This window comes from Bradyrhizobium sp. NBAIM08 (genome assembly GCF_020193935.1).
GTDB lineage: Bacteria > Pseudomonadota > Alphaproteobacteria > Rhizobiales > Xanthobacteraceae > Bradyrhizobium > Bradyrhizobium yuanmingense.
On sequence record NZ_JADYVR010000002.1, the window covers coordinates 468064 to 483455 of the forward strand.

Annotated in this window: 15 protein-coding genes; 9 read left to right on the forward strand and 6 right to left on the reverse strand. The window is 65.0% G+C overall.

What is annotated here, in order from left to right; all coding sequences use genetic code 11:
- Window positions 1-50: 50 nt before the first annotated feature.
- Window positions 51-776 (reverse strand): pyridoxamine 5'-phosphate oxidase family protein, encoded by a 726-nt coding sequence (locus I6F37_RS08370; protein ID WP_225150910.1) that lies wholly within the window; start codon window positions 774-776, stop codon window positions 51-53.
- A gap of 74 nt (window positions 777-850) precedes the next feature.
- Here I6F37_RS08370 and I6F37_RS08375 point away from each other — a divergent pair, with 74 nt between their 5' ends.
- On the forward strand, window positions 851-2320 hold the full coding sequence (locus I6F37_RS08375) for a PLP-dependent aminotransferase family protein (protein ID WP_225150912.1): 1470 nt from the start codon (window positions 851-853) through the stop codon (window positions 2318-2320).
- A gap of 67 nt (window positions 2321-2387) precedes the next feature.
- Window positions 2388-2633 (forward strand): DUF6719 family protein, encoded by a 246-nt coding sequence (locus tag I6F37_RS08380; RefSeq protein WP_225125650.1) that lies wholly within the window; start codon window positions 2388-2390, stop codon window positions 2631-2633.
- Between the two features lie 10 nt (window positions 2634-2643).
- Here the strand turns inward: I6F37_RS08380 and I6F37_RS08385 are convergent, their stop codons facing one another.
- Entirely contained in the window at window positions 2644-3006 is a 363-nt protein-coding gene (locus I6F37_RS08385) for a hypothetical protein (protein ID WP_225150915.1), read from the reverse strand.
- A gap of 32 nt (window positions 3007-3038) precedes the next feature.
- The gene (locus tag I6F37_RS08390) at window positions 3039-3203 is read right to left on the reverse strand and encodes a hypothetical protein (RefSeq protein WP_167361658.1); all 165 of its coding nucleotides are present in this window, start codon (window positions 3201-3203) and stop codon (window positions 3039-3041) included.
- A 406-nt stretch (window positions 3204-3609) separates the two neighbouring features.
- On the opposite strand from I6F37_RS08390, the gene I6F37_RS08395 reads away from it, so the two are divergent.
- Entirely contained in the window at window positions 3610-3822 is a 213-nt protein-coding gene (locus I6F37_RS08395) for a hypothetical protein (protein WP_036000463.1), read from the forward strand.
- A gap of 12 nt (window positions 3823-3834) precedes the next feature.
- On the opposite strand, the gene I6F37_RS08400 is transcribed toward I6F37_RS08395, so the two are convergent.
- On the reverse strand, window positions 3835-4383 hold the full coding sequence (locus tag I6F37_RS08400; RefSeq protein WP_036000425.1) for a CreA family protein: 549 nt from the start codon (window positions 4381-4383) through the stop codon (window positions 3835-3837).
- 208 nt (window positions 4384-4591) lie between these two features.
- Between I6F37_RS08400 and I6F37_RS08405 the strand changes: the two genes are divergently transcribed.
- The 5 genes from I6F37_RS08405 to I6F37_RS08425 all read left to right on the forward strand — a co-directional run bounded on the left by I6F37_RS08405 (window position 4592) and on the right by I6F37_RS08425 (window position 9923).
- Window positions 4592-6115 (forward strand): L,D-transpeptidase, encoded by a 1524-nt coding sequence (locus I6F37_RS08405; protein ID WP_225150917.1) that lies wholly within the window; start codon window positions 4592-4594, stop codon window positions 6113-6115.
- A gap of 89 nt (window positions 6116-6204) precedes the next feature.
- A complete protein-coding gene (locus tag I6F37_RS08410) occupies window positions 6205-6774 on the forward strand; it encodes a glutathione peroxidase (protein WP_225150919.1) in 570 nt (189 codons plus the stop codon).
- A 179-nt stretch (window positions 6775-6953) separates the two neighbouring features.
- Complete coding sequence (locus tag I6F37_RS08415) at window positions 6954-7976, forward strand: polysaccharide deacetylase family protein (RefSeq protein ID WP_225114138.1); 1023 nt, start codon at window positions 6954-6956, stop codon at window positions 7974-7976.
- A 7-nt stretch (window positions 7977-7983) separates the two neighbouring features.
- Window positions 7984-8535: a dihydrofolate reductase gene (locus I6F37_RS08420; protein ID WP_225150921.1), complete on the forward strand. Its 552-nt coding sequence runs from the start codon at window positions 7984-7986 to the stop codon at window positions 8533-8535.
- A 272-nt stretch (window positions 8536-8807) separates the two neighbouring features.
- Window positions 8808-9923 carry a helix-turn-helix domain-containing protein gene (locus I6F37_RS08425; protein WP_225150923.1) on the forward strand — a complete coding sequence of 372 codons (1116 nt, stop codon included), beginning with the start codon at window positions 8808-8810 and terminating at the stop codon, window positions 9921-9923.
- 3 nt (window positions 9924-9926) lie between these two features.
- On the opposite strand, the gene I6F37_RS08430 is transcribed toward I6F37_RS08425, so the two are convergent.
- Both I6F37_RS08430 and I6F37_RS08435 read right to left on the reverse strand, forming a co-directional pair.
- Window positions 9927-10379, reverse strand: coding sequence for a DoxX family membrane protein (locus tag I6F37_RS08430; RefSeq protein ID WP_036000486.1), 453 nt, complete (start codon window positions 10377-10379; stop codon window positions 9927-9929).
- Window positions 10380-10731: 352 nt separating this feature from the next.
- Complete coding sequence (locus tag I6F37_RS08435) at window positions 10732-13041, reverse strand: NADP-dependent malic enzyme (RefSeq protein WP_225150925.1); 2310 nt, start codon at window positions 13039-13041, stop codon at window positions 10732-10734.
- Between the two features lie 239 nt (window positions 13042-13280).
- Between I6F37_RS08435 and I6F37_RS08440 the strand changes: the two genes are divergently transcribed.
- Window positions 13281-15245: a hypothetical protein gene (locus tag I6F37_RS08440; RefSeq protein ID WP_225150927.1), complete on the forward strand. Its 1965-nt coding sequence runs from the start codon at window positions 13281-13283 to the stop codon at window positions 15243-15245.
- Window positions 15246-15392 lie beyond the last annotated feature (147 nt).

Here is a 15392-nt window from a genome sequence, read left to right on the forward strand (position 1 = left end):
GCGTCTCCAGACATTCCAATGGTCCCAGGGAGCGCGCAAACTAGCCGATTTCAGCCGTTCGGGTACTCCAGAAAATATGCATCCCGCAATGCATCTTCGAGCAGCCGGCCTTCGGAATAGCCGTTCAGAGTCGCAGGCCGACTCACACCACCGAGCAGGCGCGGGCACGGTTCGGGGGCGCCGAGCACGGTGCGGACCGGAATGCGCTCCGCATAGATCGGCAGCGCATAGTCCTCGTCGTCGTCGGCGACGCCCTTGGCGCGGATCTTGGCCGAGGCTTCCTCGATTTCCATTGCGATGAAGGACGTCGCCTTGATTTCCTGCGTGGTGCTCTGTCGCAGGCCGGCGGTGCGATCCGGGAAGAAGCGATCGACCATCGCGATCACCGCCCGCTCCTTCTCATCGGGGTCGGTGACGAGATAGGCTGTGCCGAACGCCATGACGGCGCGGTAGTCGGCGGAATGGTTGAAGCCGCAGCGTGCCAGCACGAGGCTGTCGAGATGGGCGACCGTCAGGCAGACGCGCTCGCCCTTGCTCTGGTTGCGTAGCATGCGGCTGGCGCTCGATCCGTGCCAGTACAGCCTGGTGCCCTCGCGCCAGAAGAAGGTCGGCGTGCAATAGGGCTGGCCGTCGATTGCGTAGGAGACGTGGCACAGCATCGAAGAATCCAGGATGCGATGAACCGTGTCGTGATCATAGAAGCCGCGGTCGTGCCGGCGCTTCACCTGGTTGCGTGCCGATGTCGGATAGGAATTCGAGGTCTCGGTCTGGCTCACGGCCGCTCCTGCTCGGATGGAAGAAATCCGGAGCAGTTGTAGCGGCGCATTTGGTCTGCGATAGTTCCAATTCCATGCAAAAAATTCCGACCAATTCGTCCTCCCGAGCCAAGCCCGAGCTTCCGCTCGACCTCACCGGCCCTCACGTCACGGCCGGCGCTTCCGCGGCGCACCGGCTCTATCAGGCGCTGTGCGAGATGATCGTCTCCGGCCTGGTCAGACCGGGCGAGCCGCTGCCGCCGTCGCGCACGCTGGCGAGGCAGACCGGCTTCCGCCGCAACGCCGTCGTCACCGCCTATGAGCGCCTGATCGCCGACGGCTTTGCCGACGCGACGGTCGGCTCCGGAACGTTCGTCGCGGCGCGTATACCCCAGCGCGCCGCCGAGCCGAACAAGCCGAAGGTCGTTCTCGAAGCGCCAAAGCAAGGCGCGTTTGCGCTTGGCTGCACCCATATCGACGAACGCGCCGTGCAGCGTTTTCGCGCTTTCGTCGGCCGCCGCATGCGCGCATTCGGAACCGAGCACCTGCATTATGGCGACCCTCGCGGCAGCCGCGAGCTGCGCGTGGCGATCGCCGACCATCTGTTGTCGGCGCGGGGGCTGCGTTGCGATCCCGACCAGATCATGCTGACCTCGGGCACGCTGCACGCGCTGCGCATCGTGCTGAGCGCGATCCTGAAATCCAGCGACCAGGTCTGGTGCGAGGACCCGGGCTATCCCGCCGCGCGAAAAACCATCGTCCATTGCGGTTATCGCACTGTGCCTGTCGCGGTGGACGAGCACGGGATGCGCGTCGCCAAAGGCCGCATCGCGGCACCGTCCGCGCGCGCGGCCTACGTCACGCCGTCGCACCAGTTTCCACTTGGCGTGCAGATGTCGATGCCGCGACGGCTCGAGCTTCTGGACTGGGCCAAACAGGCCGGCGCATTCGTGCTCGAGGACGATTACGACAGCGAGTTCCGTTATGACGGCGCGCCGCTGATGTCGCTCGCCGGCATCGATCGGCTCCAGCGCGTGATCTATCTCGGCACCTTTGCCAAGACGCTGTTTCCGGGCCTGCGCATCGGCTATTGCGCGCTGCCCGAACGCCTGATCGCGGACGTGACGACGGCGCGGGCGGCGCTCGACCGCTTTCCCGGCACGCTGATGGAGGGCGCGGTGGCGGACATGCTCAATTCCGGCGCCTTCGCCGCGAATCTGAAGCGCGTGCGGAAACTCTATCGCGAGGCGCGCGACGTGCTCGCCGAGAGGCTGGAAGTCGCATCCGGTGGCGCGCTTTCGGTGCCGGTGCCCTCACAAGGCCTGCATCTTGTCGCCCGGTTCGATCCTGCCGTCGATCCGGCGGTGGCGGCGCTGTCCAAGCAGGCGGCCGGCGCTGAAGGCTGGCTATTGGCCGACACTTATTCGCGCGGGCGTCCCCTGCCCGGCTTCGTGCTGGGATTTTCCGGACATCCCGTGCCGCAGCTCGTCGCCTCCGCCGAACGTCTCGCGAGGGAATCGCGCGCGGCCTTGGCCGCAAAAGGAAGACCGACCCGTCGGGCCTGACGAAGCTTCACTATCAGAATCGCCCGCCGCTCCCTAGATTGCGGCATTGATTCCGGGACCTCACATCATGCTGCTGCGCCGTGCGACCTGCCTCTCGCTGCTGATCTCCATCGCGCTTGTCTCGACGGCACGCGCTGCCACAGTCGGACGCGAGCAGGACATCGGCGATCTGAAGCTCGGCCAGCGCGTGCTCGTGGATGACGGAACCTGCCCCGCCGGTCAGCTCAGGGAAGTGCGCGGCGCGAAGATGACCGACAAGGGAGTCTCGCGCACGAGTTCCTGCGTGCCGCGGCACGGACCGAAAACGAAGTAAGGATCCGGGACTATTTCGCCGGATCGAACATGCACTGCAGGGTCGGTTTGGCGATCTTGGTGAAGGTCGGGCCGATCTCGCTGTGCTTGGAGGCCGGTACCCAATCGGTCTCGATGGTGGGCACGCCGGTCTCGCTGATGCCGCGCAGCAGCGCTTCGCGCAGATCGCGATCCTCGACGGCCGCGGCGGCGTGATCGTGCAGGCAGCCGCAGACCGCTTCCGGATGCTGCCAGCGCCCGAGCATGTGCGGCGCACACTGGCGCACGAATTCGCCACGCGGATCGGGTAGCCTGGAAGGTGAGCGGACCTGCGCCTGAACGGAGCTGATCGTCAGAAGGGACACGAACGCTGCGACGCAGAGACGAAGCAACATGATAGTTTTGCCGGCTGTTTCGTTGTGTGCAGTCAGAAGCGCGCGGCTACCATGATCGGCTGAGCGGCCGGAACCGCAACGGGCGAGCCGCTGTACTGGAAGGTACCGACACCAGGGAGATTGCCGTCGGGCGCACCCGCCAACGAGGAGCCGGCGAGCACGAAACCGAAAGCAAGGATGAAGCTGAGCGCGCGCATGATCTGTGTCCCAATTCTGTGACCGGCGGTGCGCCGTCGTCGTTATCAGCCTGATAACCATGGGCGGTTTCGCGCGTGATGCGCGAAAAACTGAAAATGGTTTCGTCTTCGTGAGAATTGTTTCGTCCCGGCCACGGCGACGAAACAATTCTCGGAAAATGCCAGTTATTTCAGATAGGTCTGGCGGCAGGCCAAAGTCGCCTGCCAAGTTCCGGCGCCGGCACGGACGTGCACCCCGCCCAGGCGTTGTCACGCGGCCGCCGCGCACGCTTCACATGCATTTTACGTTTTTCTGCTGAAAGGGCGGCAAAAGAAGGCTGGATCCTGTCGAACCGGAATTGGTTCGGCAACGACCATCGAAACCGAGACGCCCGGATCATCGGGCGCATTCACGTGAGGGATGGCCATGATGGCGGGAAATCGCGCAACGCCGCGCGATGAAAATCCACCGACGGAGCGCGCAGATCAACCGATCATTCGCGGCAGCACCGGCGCAATGGCGCTGCAATCGAGCCGCGGCCTCGAGGCGGCGCCGCAGACGTTCGTGCGACTGACCGGATCGCGCCTTGCGACGCCGCGCGATCGCCGCCGGGTGAACGCGAGCGCGTTGCAGGAGTGAACGCGGAGCGCCTCATTGCGTGAAGAACTCGCCGCACTTCTGGACGTTTGCGTCCGCCGGTCCCCACGGCATGATCGGCACGGTCGAGGTCGAGTTCTTGGGCGAGCCTTCGATCAGCTTGTCTGAATAGACCATGTAGACCAGCACGTTGCGCTTGGCGTCGCAGCCGCGCACGATCTGCATCTTCTTGAAGAACAGCGACCGGCGCTGGCGGAACATGTCGTCGCCCTGCTCCATTTTGTGCTTGAACTTGACCGGACCGACCTGGCGGCAGGCCAGCGAGATATCCGAGACCTCCTCGGCAAGGCCGAGCCAGCCTTTGAAGCCGCCCTTCTCCGGCACCGTGAAATGACAGGCGACGCCTTCGACTTCGGGATCGTCGAGACCATAGGTCGCGAGCTTGTCGTTCGGGCTCATCCATTTGAACACGGTAGAGCGGCGGAAGATCAGATCAGGTTCGTCGGCCGCAGATGCCGAGGCCATTGGCGCGGTCAGAGCCAGGAGGAATAAAGCGAGGCCTTTCAGACGGATGCTCGAAAGACCGGGGAAACGAGATGACATGAAGTTCTCCGCTAACAAGTCCCCGCAATGTAGGAACGCAAGCGGCGGTCAGGAAGGCGGCAGAGGAGCGGACCAGGCCGCCGTTTACCGCTCCGTGAGGCTTTTTTGCTACGCCTTGGACAAAAGTAGCTGATGGCAGAACCGCGCTGCTGGTGAACGCGTATCCCCTTTGCGAGACTAACGTCTGATTTGGATAATGGATTCGAGGATGAACAGCGTGAACGGGTGGGGTTCGCCTGCCAAGCCGGCACGGCTGTGGCAGGTCGCCATGTTGACGGCGGCGGGTGCGATCGGCGCAACCAGCGAAGCAAACGCAGCATTTTATTACTGGACGGACTATTCCGACCGGCCCTACTACACCCGGCCGAACCGGCTTCCCGAAATACCGCGCCAGAAGCCGCAAAAGCGCGGCGCCGCAAGCAAGAAGGACGTCGTTGTCGAGAAGGAAGCCGGCACCAAGCCGCAAGGGCCACTCGTCATTGTCGTCTCGATCGACCGGCAGAAGATGACGGTCTACGACAAAGCCGGCGTGTTCGCGGAATCACCGGTGTCGACGGGCATGAAGGGCCACTCGACGCCGATGGGCGTGTTCAGCATCATCCAGAAGCACAAATTCCACCGTTCCAACCTCTATAGCGGCGCGCCGATGCCGTACATGCAGCGGATCACCTGGTCCGGCGTCGCGATGCATGCTGGCGCGCTGCCGGGCTATCCGGCCTCGCATGGCTGCATCCGCATGCCCATGGCGTTCGCGATGAAGATGTGGAACTGGACCAGGATGGGCGCGCGCGTGATCGTGGCGCCCGGCCAGGTGTCGCCGCAAAGCTTCTCCCATCCCGTGCTCGCCTCCATGCGCGTGCCGCCGCAGCCCGCCGCGAGCCTCGCGCCGCAGACCAATGTCGCTGACAAGGCCGATAAGGGCACGACCGAAGCCAAGCCGGTCGAGACCAAGACGGCCAGCGCCGACAGCGTGGTCGAGCTGCGCACCTCGGTCGGCCATACCGTGTTGTCGGACGTGACCACCGGCCATGCGGCTGCGCGCGAGGAAGCCGCGGCGACGGCCGACGAGGTCAAGACGGCCGAAGGGGCCAAGCCTGCGTCCGAAGACGCCGCCAAGCCGGCGACCGAGAACAAGCCTGCCGACAAGGTCGACCCGGTCAAAACGGAAGCCGCGAAGGCACCCGATGCGCCGGCGCTCGCCACCGCACCCGATGCAAAGAAGGACGAGGGCCGCCTCACCGATCCTGCGCCGGCGGCAAAGCCGGACACACCCAAGCGGGCCGGCCAGATTGCCGTCTTCATCAGCCGCAAGGATTCCAAGCTCTATGTGCGGCAGAATTTTGCGCCGCTGTTCGAGGTGCCTGTCACGATCGCCGCGAGCGACCGGCCGCTTGGTACGCATGTCTTCACCGCCGAGCTCGACAAGGTCGACGCCAACACGCTGCGCTGGTCGGTGGTGTCGCTGCCCGTGACCGCCCGTTCCGTGGCGCGCGAGGACGACAACCGCGTGGCGCGCCGCCAGCGCGGTGCCGCCGTGATCCCCGTCGCCGCAAAACCGGTGGTGACACCGGACAGCCCGGCCGAAGCCCTCAACCGCATCTCGGTCCCCACTGAGACCATGGCGAAAATCAACGAGATGCTGACGTCAGGCGGCTCGATCATCGTCTCCGACCAGGGCATCAACCAGGGCGAGACCGGCGAAGGTACCGACTTCATCGTCCGCCTGTACTAGCTCTCTCGCAGGACCGATAACGCGGTGTTGACGCGCGAGGCCGCAGTGGCGGAGTAATCTGCCCTCGGATCATCTCGGGGGACGCCGTCATGATGAATCGCAGAACCGTGCTGAGCGTCACGCTTGCGGGCGCGTTCGCGCCTGTCACGCGCGCCCTCGCCGATGGCGCCATGAGCCGGATCTCGGCCTACGCCTTCTCCTTCCCCGCATTGTCAGGCGACGACATCCGCCTCGCCACGTTCACCGGCAAACCGCTGCTGGTGGTGAACACGGCCTCGCTCTGTGGCTACACGCCGCAATATGCCGGCCTGCAGGAAATCTGGAACGAGTTTCGCGGGCGCGGGCTCACCGTGATCGGCGTGCCGTCCAACGATTTCGGCGGCCAGGAGCCCGGTGGCAGCAGCGAGATCACGCAGACCGCACACCACCAATATGGCGTTACCTTCCCGATCACGGCCAAGGCTGCGGTGGTCGGTGCGAGGGCGCATCCCTTCTACAAATGGGCCGCGGAAGCCCGACCGAAGGAAGTTCCGCGATGGAACTTCCACAAATACCTGATCGGCCGCGACGGCTATATCGCGGAGGTATTTCCATCCGCCGTCGATCCGGCCGACACGCGGATCAAGACCGCGATTGCAAGGGCCCTGGCCGACACTTGACTCACGTGCACGACTCAAGTGCACGCCATCCGGCTGGGCACAATTGCGACGCGGCATCAAACAGCCGTTGCAATGGCGATGGCCCACCATCTAGGCTAGGATTGTTTTGGGCAGGACGGTTTTTGCCGCAGGCGAAAAGCCACGGCGGAACAACGGGATCAATCTCGAGGGACATCACCATGCGCGTGGCGGCAGGACTGATTTTAGCAGGTGCGATGTCGGTGGCGCTCTCCGGCGCCGCATGGTCGCAGACGCCGGCCGCGAAGCCCGCGGCCGCACCGCAAGCCGCGCCGACGGCAACACCGGCGGCTGCAACGTCCCCTGCAGCTCCAGCGCCCGCAGCAGCGGCCGCGGCGCCGGCGGGTTTCGTCAATCCGCCTCCGCCGAAACAGCCGCCGCAGCCGGCCCGCGCGGCCTGCAACACACCGGGCGCACTCGGCGTCGCCCGCACCGTCGAGATCGACACCACGGGCGGTCCCGGCTTCGGCTTCGAGCATTTCAAGGAGCTCGACTTCCTGCGCGACAAGGAGGTCGTGCTGACCTTCGACGACGGCCCCTGGCCGCGCAACACGCCCGCGGTGCTGAAGGCGCTCGCGGACGAATGCACCACCGGAATCTTCTTCATCATCGGCAAGCACGCGACCTACGAGCCGGAGGTCCTCAAGCAGGTCTACGCAGCCGGCCACACCGTCGGCGCCCACACTTGGTCGCACGCCAACCTCAACAACAAGAAGCTCAACGAAGCGCAGCGCAAGGACGAGATCGAGAAGGGCTTTGCGGCGGTGAAGTGGGCGCTCGGCGGCATCTCGCCCGCGCCGTTCTTCCGCTTCCCGGCGCTGCAGCATCCGCCCGAGATGGTCACCTATCTCGGCAACCGCAATGTCGCGAGCTTCTCCTGCGACATCGACTCGTTCGACTTCAAGGCTTCCAAGCCCGAGAAGATCGTCGAGACCGTGATGAAGAAGCTCGACACCAAGGGCAAGGGCATCATCCTGATGCACGACTTCCAGAAGCACACCGCGGAGGCCCTGCCCGAGCTGCTCAAGCGGCTGAAGGCCGGCGGCTATAAGGTGGTCGCGATGCGCGCCAAGTTCCCGGCCTCGACGCTGCCGGAATACGACCAGGAGCTGCTCAAGGACCTCAAGCTGCCGACGGTGAGTCAGCGCCCGGTCAATTCGGTGGTGACCACCGTTTCCGAATAGTAGGCCATTGTCTTTCCGCTTCGAAGGCTACGTCATCGTCTCCGCGGACGGCATGCTCGCCGATCCGTCGCACATCATGCCTGAGACGTTGAAATTCGAAGGTGACAAGCGGTTCTTCGAGCAGGCGCTCGATCGCGCCGCGCTGATCGTGCACGGCCGCAACTCGCACGAGCAGCAGCCGAATTCGGCCAGCCGCAAGCGGCTGATCCTGACCCGCAAGATCAGGGACCTCACCGTCGATCCCGAGATGCCGAACGCGACGCTGTGGAATCCTGAGCATGCGAGCTTCGAGGAGGCCTGCGCCTTCGCCGACGTCGCATCCGGCATGGTCGCCATCATCGGCGGCCCGGTCGTGTTCGACCTGTTCATGGACCGCTACGACACGTTCTGGCTGTCGGAGGCTCCGCATGTGCGGCTGCCCGGCGGTGAAGGCTGCTTCGTCGGCGTACCCCAGCGGACGCCTCACGAGGTGCTGGCTGCGCGCGGGATGAGGCCGGGTGCGCCCTACCTCCTCGACGCCGCGCATGAGGTGACCGTGACCCCGTGGCGGCGGGGGTAGCCTCTCGATTCGAAAGTGGAAAAACAACCCCATGCACAGTACCGGCAATAGAATACCGTTTCGTATCTTGCTGCTTCATCAGGCCTAAAATTGGTCCGCCGCCGGCCAGCGCAAAGCCGGCTAGCATATTTGCCGAGACCCTAAAATCGGCCCCGACGGCGGTCGTGGCGCTATAGCCAACGTCCGCGGCGCGGCGTCAATACGAGCCAACGGCTGCGACACACCGCATCAATAGACTGAGACAAAAGAGCAAAAACTAACCCACGGCCAGAATGAGCGACGACTGCACGACGACTAGTCCGACGGACGCTTCCGGATTGAATGACGATGTCGCCCCGATATCATCCCTGCTGCCGGCATTCGGCTTCAGCGCCGATCAGATGGAGACGGAGGCGAACATCGCAGCGTGGCGGGAAGCCGTCGCCACGCTGTTCGAGGTGGACGAGCTCGCCGCCGGCGAACCGGGCCCGTTTCGCGCCGACCTCAGCTCCTACGCCATGGGACCGGTGCTGATCGGGCTGAGCCGTGCCAGCGGCCAGCGTTTCCGCCGGACGGCCGAAACGATCGCGCGCAGCGGCGTCGACCACATCATCCTCCAGCTCTATCTGAAGGGCGGCTATGACGGCGTTGCCGGCACACGGCCGATGCGCGTACGCGCCGGCGACATCTGCCTGTTCGATCTCGCCCAGGCGCTGGAGACCAAGGCGACGGCGTTCGAGAATGTCACGCTGGTCGTGCCGCGCCCGATGTTCGCCGCCCATCTCTTGCGGGTCGATGATTTGCATGGCCTGGTGCTGCCGGGCAGCAGCGTGATCGCGCGATTGCTGGCGGGGCATCTCACCGCCCTGTTCGAATTTGCCCCGCGCATGAGCCTCGACGAATGCCAATCCGTGGTCGAGGGCACGGTGTCGCTGCTGGCCGCGTGCCTTCGCAACGAAATCGAACGGGGCGAGGCCGATGCCGACCATGGCGTCGCGGCAAGCCCGTCCTTGATGCGGATCCGCCAATATATCGAGGCTGGCCTTGCCAGCGAGGATCTGTCGGCCAATTCGATCGCCGGCCATTTCGGCCTGTCCCGGGCCTCGCTGTACCGGCTGTTCGCCCCGGTCGGCGGCATCGCCGACTACATCCGCAGCCGCCGGCTGCACCGCGCCTTCTTCGACCTCGCCGATTCGGGCGCGCGGGGCCCCCGGATCAGCGAGGTGGCACGGCGCTGGCAGCTCGGCACCGACGCGCACTTCACACGCTCGTTCAAGGCCGCCTACGGCATCACGCCCCGCGCCGCACGGGAGGCCGCCCTGCTCGGCCGGCAGCGCGGCAGCGATGGAGCGAGCAGCGCGACGATTTCCCGCTGGATGCGCGAGATCGCGCCGCCGAGAGCGGAGTGACCGCTAGACGTCGCCGTAGGCCGCCTCGGCCGGACGCGTGGTGCGGCCATAGCCGATGATCATGCAGAGCGCGCCGATGATCGAGAGGTTCTTGAGCGCGTCGACCAGCATCTTGGCGTTGTCGGGCGCCGCCATGTTCCAGAAATCGTAGAACAGGACGGTCGCGACGGCGACGTAGACGATCAGCAGCATCGCGAAGAAACGCGCGCCGAAATTCAGCGCGATCATCAGCCCTGCAATGATCTCGAGCCCGCCGATCGCGATCGCCAACAGCTGCGGCGTGGTCATGGCGGTCGCCGTCTCGACCTGCTGGGCATAAGGCGCGACGACATCGGGCACCACGAGCTTGGTGGCGATGACGTCGGCGGTGGCCTGGATGGCAAACAGCTTGGTCGCGCCCGTGTAGATGAACAGCACGGCGAACAGGATTCGCCCGAAAGTCACGAACGCTGGCATGATCGGCCTCTTGGCAAGCTCAGAGCGCAGAACGCTTGAGGAGATTATGGAGAGTCGTGCGCCGGTTTACAAACGGGGAAATGGCGAACTGATAGGAATTCAAAATTGCCGGTCTCTTCCCTTCTCCCCCTTGTGGGAGAAGGTGGCTCGCCGCGAAGCGGCGAGACGGATGAGGGGTATCTATCGGCACGAGCAACTTGCGAGATCCCGACTCGCGGAAACAACCCCTCATCCGGCGCCACGGCCGAAGCTTCGCTTCGGCGTCGCTAAGAACGGCGGCCGAAGGCCGCCTATGCCACCTTCTCCCACAAGGGGAGAAGGATTGCACCTCCAGCGGCGCGACAGCGGTGCCTTACGTAAACAACGTCGGCTGCTGCCGCGAGGCGCGTTCCTGCGCTTCCACCACGGCGACTGCGGTCATGTTGAGGATGCCGCGTGCCGTCACCGAGGGGGTGAGGATATGCGCGGGGCGCGCGGGGCCGACCAGGATCGGGCCGACGGGCAGCGCGTCCGCCAGCGACTTGATCATCTGATAGGCGACGTTGGCAGTATCCAGGGTCGGCATGATCAGGATGTTGGCCTCGCCCTCCAGCTTGGAATGCGGCAGCACCATCCTTCGCGCAGCTGCGGAGAGCGCGGTGTCGCCCTGCATTTCGCCGTCGGCCTCGATCTCCGGATGCTTGTCCTTCAGAAGCTGGGTCGCCAGCCGCATCTTGCGCGAGGAATCGGTGTCGTAGTTGCCGAAATCCGAATGCGAGACGAAGGCGATCTTCGGCTTGATGTTGAAGCGCTGGACGTGGACCGCGGCGAGCGATGCGATCTCGGCAAGCTCCTCCGCGCTCGGATTGGGGCGAACTTGCGTGTCGGCGATGAAGAAGGCGCCTTTGCTGGTGATCAATAGCGCCAGCGCCGCATAGTCGCTGATTCCAGGCGAGAAGCCGACGATCTCGCGGACGTGGCGCAGATGGCTCATGTAGCGGCCCTCGACGCCGCAGAGCATGGCGTCTGCTTCCCCGCGCGTCACCGCAAGCGCGGCGATCACCGTATTGTTGGTGCGCACCACGGTGCGGGCTGCATCCGGCGTCACGCCGCGGCGACCGGCGACCTCGACATAGGACTGCACGTAGGAGCGGTAGCGCGGATCGTCCTCGGGATTGACGAGGTCGAAATCCTTGCCGGCCCGGATCGAGAGGCCGAAGCGCTTGATGCGCGCCTCCACGACCGACGGACGGCCGACCAGGATCGGCCGCGCCAGCTTTTCCTCCAGCACGACTTGCGTGGCGCGCAGCACGCGCTCGTCCTCGCCTTCGGCATAGATCACGCGCACCGGCTGGGTCTTGGCCTTGGCGAACATCGGCTTCATGACGAGGCCGGAGCGGAAGGCGAAGCGCTCGAGCAGCGCGGTGTATTCGTCGAAATTGGTGATGGGGCGCGTTGCGACGCCCGATTCCATCGCCGCCTTCGCCACGGCCGGCGCGATGCGCAAGATCAACCTGGGATCAAAGGGGCTCGGGATCAGCGAGCCCGGACCGAAGCCCTGCGTCTCGCCGGTGTCGAAACCCTGCGCGACGGCATCCGACGGCGCCTCGCGCGCGAGCTGCGCGATGGCCTCGACGGCGGCCTGCTTCATCTCCTCGTTGATCGCGGTGGCGCCGACATCGAGCGCCCCTCGGAAGATGAAGGGAAAGCAGAGGACGTTGTTGACCTGGTTCGGGTAGTCGGAACGGCCGGTGCAGATCATGGCGTCGGGGCGCGCCTTGCGCGCCTCTTCCGGCATGATTTCCGGCACCGGATTGGCGAGCGCCATGATCAGGGGCTTGTCGCCCATCGCCTTGGCCATCTCCGGCTTGAGCACGCCGGGTGCCGAGAGTCCGATGAAGATGTCGGCGCCGCCGATCACGTCGGCGAGCGTGCGCTTGTCGGTCTTCTGCGCATAGACCGCCTTCCAGCGGTCCATCGAGGTGTTGCGGCCCTCGTGCACGAGGCCGTCGATGTCGCAGACCCAGATGTTCTTGCGCTGCGCGCCCATCGAGACCAGGAGATTGAGTGTCGCGATCGCCGCGGCCCCTGCCCCCGACGCGACGATCTTGACCTCGGACAGCTTCTTGCCGTTCAGCCTCAGACCATTGGTGATGGCGGCGGCGACGATGATCGCAGTGCCGTGCTGGTCGTCGTGGAAGACCGGAATCTTCATGCGCTCCTTCAAGCGCGCTTCGATCTCGAAGCATTCCGGCCCGCGGATGTCCTCCAGATTGATGCCTCCGAAGGTCGGCTCCAGCGCGGCCACGGTCTCGACCACGCGGTCGATGGTGTCGGCGGCGATCTCGATGTCGAACACGTCGATGCCGGCGAATTTCTTGAACAGGACCGCCTTGCCTTCCATCACCGGCTTGGAGGCCAGCGGACCGATATTGCCGAGGCCGAGCACCGCGGTGCCGTTGGAGACCACGGCAACCAGGTTGGCGCGCGTGGTGAGCGTGGCCGCCTCGGCCGGATTCTTGGCGATCTCGGTGCAGGCCGCGGCGACGCCCGGCGAATAGGCCAGCGCGAGGTCGCGTTGATTGGCAAGCGGCTTGCTTGCCTGGATCTCGAGCTTTCCAGGGCGCGGCAGACGGTGGTAGGCGAGCGCCGCCTGGTGGAGATCATCAGAATAGGACGACATGCGGTGTCTCGCCTCGCGTTACCGGCCTCAAAAATGCGATTCGACGGCCCAAGCGGACCGTATTTCCGGGTCATGGAAACGGGATGAAGCACGGCCGAAGGCCCGGTGGCAACATCCGATTGCATCCCCGTCAACAGGGCGCGCCGTCAAATATTTGAAACCATAGCTTTCTCTGGACCGCGCGGCGTTTCGCGAATATGGCAGGTTGCGCGATCCAAAATCGGCAATCGGAGCTGGGAATGAAGCGAATCCTGATCGGCCTCGTCGTGGGAGCGGTGCTCGCCGCGGGCGGATGGTTCGGCTTCAATCTGTATGTGCAGAACCGGGCGACCGCCGAGGTCGAGGCGGTGTTCGCGCAGATCCGCTCGGGTGGGGGCAAGGCGAGCCATGGCAAGATCGGGTTCGAGCTCGCGACCCGGACGCTGACGGTGGAGGACATCAAAGTCGAGCCTGCCCAGGCGCAGCTCGCCACCTTGAAGGTCGCCAAGATCACGGCCGTCGGTGTGCGCCAGCCGGACGAGGCTCGTTTCTCGGCCGACAGCATCGAGGCGTCGGGCGTCGAGGTCGGCTTTACATCCACCGAGCGGATCACCGTGAAGGCGAACTACAAGCTCCCGCAGATCACCGCGCGCGATTTTTCCGGCCCGACCCGCGCAGAGGGCACGCCGGTGACCGGCTCGATTATCGACATGTACCGCTTCATCCTCGCGCAATACGCGAACATCTCGGCGTCGGAGATCGCGGTGCCGACCCTCGAGGTCAACGTCGATGCGGGCGGCAATGCCGGCGGCGGTGATTATGTCTATTCGGGCGTGTCCATCCAGAACGTCAACCGGGGCAAGATCGAAACGGCGAAGATGGACCGCGTCGCCCTTACGGTCGACCTGACCCAGCCGGGCAGGCCCGCGAAGATGACCGGCGAATTGTCCGGCCTGGCCATCTACGAATTCGACCCAACCGCCGTGAGGGCTGCGCTCGATCCGCAAGGATCGAACGACGACAATTTTCACAGGATCTATCGGCGCATCTCGGTCAACTCCTATGTCGTGACGGCGGCTCCCGGCATGCGCATGCAGGTGGACGGGTTCACCTTCGACGACATTGCCATCCGGCCCTCGAAATTCCGGCCGGCCGAGATCATCGCGCTGGTGCCGGCCGACGGCTCGATCCCAACGCCGGCACAGTCGCGTGACATGATCGAGAAGGTGGCCGACCTCTTCGACGGCTTCCAGATCGGCAAGGCCGAAATTGGCCGGCAAACGGCCGAGACGCCGCAGGGGACGGGACGGCTCGACGCGGTCAAATACGATCAGGACAGAATAACGCTGGAGGGCCTCGACATCCCGATGCCGCAGGGCCAGTTCAAGATGGACCGCTTCGCGTTGAAGTCCTTCAGCGTGGCAAATCTGATGCGCTGGGCGGCGAGTCTCCAAACGCCGGGACGGCCGCCCTCGCCCGATCAGATGGTCGGCCTATTCCGCGTGCTCCAAGGTGCCGAGATCAAGGGCGTGGTCTCGCCGTACAAGACGACGCGGCAGCTCTTCACCATCGATACGATCAGCCTGAACTGGGGGGAGTTCGTCGGGCCGATCCCGAGCAAGGCCAATCTGGTCGTGAAGATGGTCGCGCCGACCGATCCCGCCAATCCGGCGCTGCAGCCGCTGATCGTGGCAGGCGTGGACAAGCTGGCGATCGATCTGGATCTCGGCGCGGCCTGGACGGAATCGTCGGGCGCGTTCGCGCTCGCCCCCGCTACGCTCGATCTCGGCAACCTCGCCAGGCTGCAGACCCGCGTCGCGCTCGTCAATGTGCCGCGCGGCCTGTTCACGACCGACCCGGCGCAGGCGATGGGGCAGGCAGCGCTGGTCGAAACCGGCGCGCTTGAGGCCTCGCTGCGTGACGGCGGCGTGGTCGATCTCGTCGTGGCGCAGTTCGCACGCATGCAGAATGTCAGCCGCGATGCCGCCCGCAGCGCCATCGTCGCGATGATCAGGGCGCAAGGCGAGAAGATCGCAGGGACCAATAGCGATGCCAGGGGCGCGGTCGACGCGCTCGCCGGATTCGTGGAAGCGCCGGGGCAGACGCTGACCATCAAACTGACGCCCCGCGCCAAGGTGCCGTTGATGCAATTGATGCAGCTCTCGCAAACTGACCCGCAGAGCGCGCTGGCGCAGTTCAGGATCGAGGCCTCGACGGGGCTGTAGGGAAGAGACAGGCGGCTCTCTCCTCCTCGTCATTGCGAGGAGCTCTTGCGACGAAGCAATCCAGACTCGTTCCGCGGAAAGATTCTGGATTGCTTCGCTGCGCTCGCAATGACGAGGAGGAGAGAGCGTGCTTTTCCGCGCACGAGG

What these genes read in the sequence shown, in the direction of transcription:
- I6F37_RS08375 (WP_225150912.1), top strand. Translation starts at nt 851, where the DNA reads ATGCAAAAAATTCCGACCAATTCGTCCTCCCGAGCCAAGCCCGAGCTT.
- I6F37_RS08380 (WP_225125650.1), top strand. Translation starts at nt 2,388, where the DNA reads ATGCTGCTGCGCCGTGCGACCTGCCTCTCGCTGCTGATCTCCATCGCG.
- I6F37_RS08385 (WP_225150915.1), bottom strand. Translation starts at nt 3,006, where the DNA reads ATGTTGCTTCGTCTCTGCGTCGCAGCGTTCGTGTCCCTTCTGACGATC.
- I6F37_RS08390 (WP_167361658.1), bottom strand. Translation starts at nt 3,203, where the DNA reads ATGCGCGCGCTCAGCTTCATCCTTGCTTTCGGTTTCGTGCTCGCCGGC.
- I6F37_RS08395 (WP_036000463.1), top strand. Translation starts at nt 3,610, where the DNA reads ATGATGGCGGGAAATCGCGCAACGCCGCGCGATGAAAATCCACCGACG.
- I6F37_RS08400 (WP_036000425.1), bottom strand. Translation starts at nt 4,383, where the DNA reads ATGTCATCTCGTTTCCCCGGTCTTTCGAGCATCCGTCTGAAAGGCCTC.
- I6F37_RS08405 (WP_225150917.1), top strand. Translation starts at nt 4,592, where the DNA reads ATGAACAGCGTGAACGGGTGGGGTTCGCCTGCCAAGCCGGCACGGCTG.
- I6F37_RS08410 (WP_225150919.1), top strand. Translation starts at nt 6,205, where the DNA reads ATGATGAATCGCAGAACCGTGCTGAGCGTCACGCTTGCGGGCGCGTTC.
- I6F37_RS08415 (WP_225114138.1), top strand. Translation starts at nt 6,954, where the DNA reads ATGCGCGTGGCGGCAGGACTGATTTTAGCAGGTGCGATGTCGGTGGCG.
- I6F37_RS08425 (WP_225150923.1), top strand. Translation starts at nt 8,808, where the DNA reads ATGAGCGACGACTGCACGACGACTAGTCCGACGGACGCTTCCGGATTG.
- I6F37_RS08430 (WP_036000486.1), bottom strand. Translation starts at nt 10,379, where the DNA reads ATGCCAGCGTTCGTGACTTTCGGGCGAATCCTGTTCGCCGTGCTGTTC.
- I6F37_RS08435 (WP_225150925.1), bottom strand. Translation starts at nt 13,041, where the DNA reads ATGTCGTCCTATTCTGATGATCTCCACCAGGCGGCGCTCGCCTACCAC.
- I6F37_RS08440 (WP_225150927.1), top strand. Translation starts at nt 13,281, where the DNA reads ATGAAGCGAATCCTGATCGGCCTCGTCGTGGGAGCGGTGCTCGCCGCG.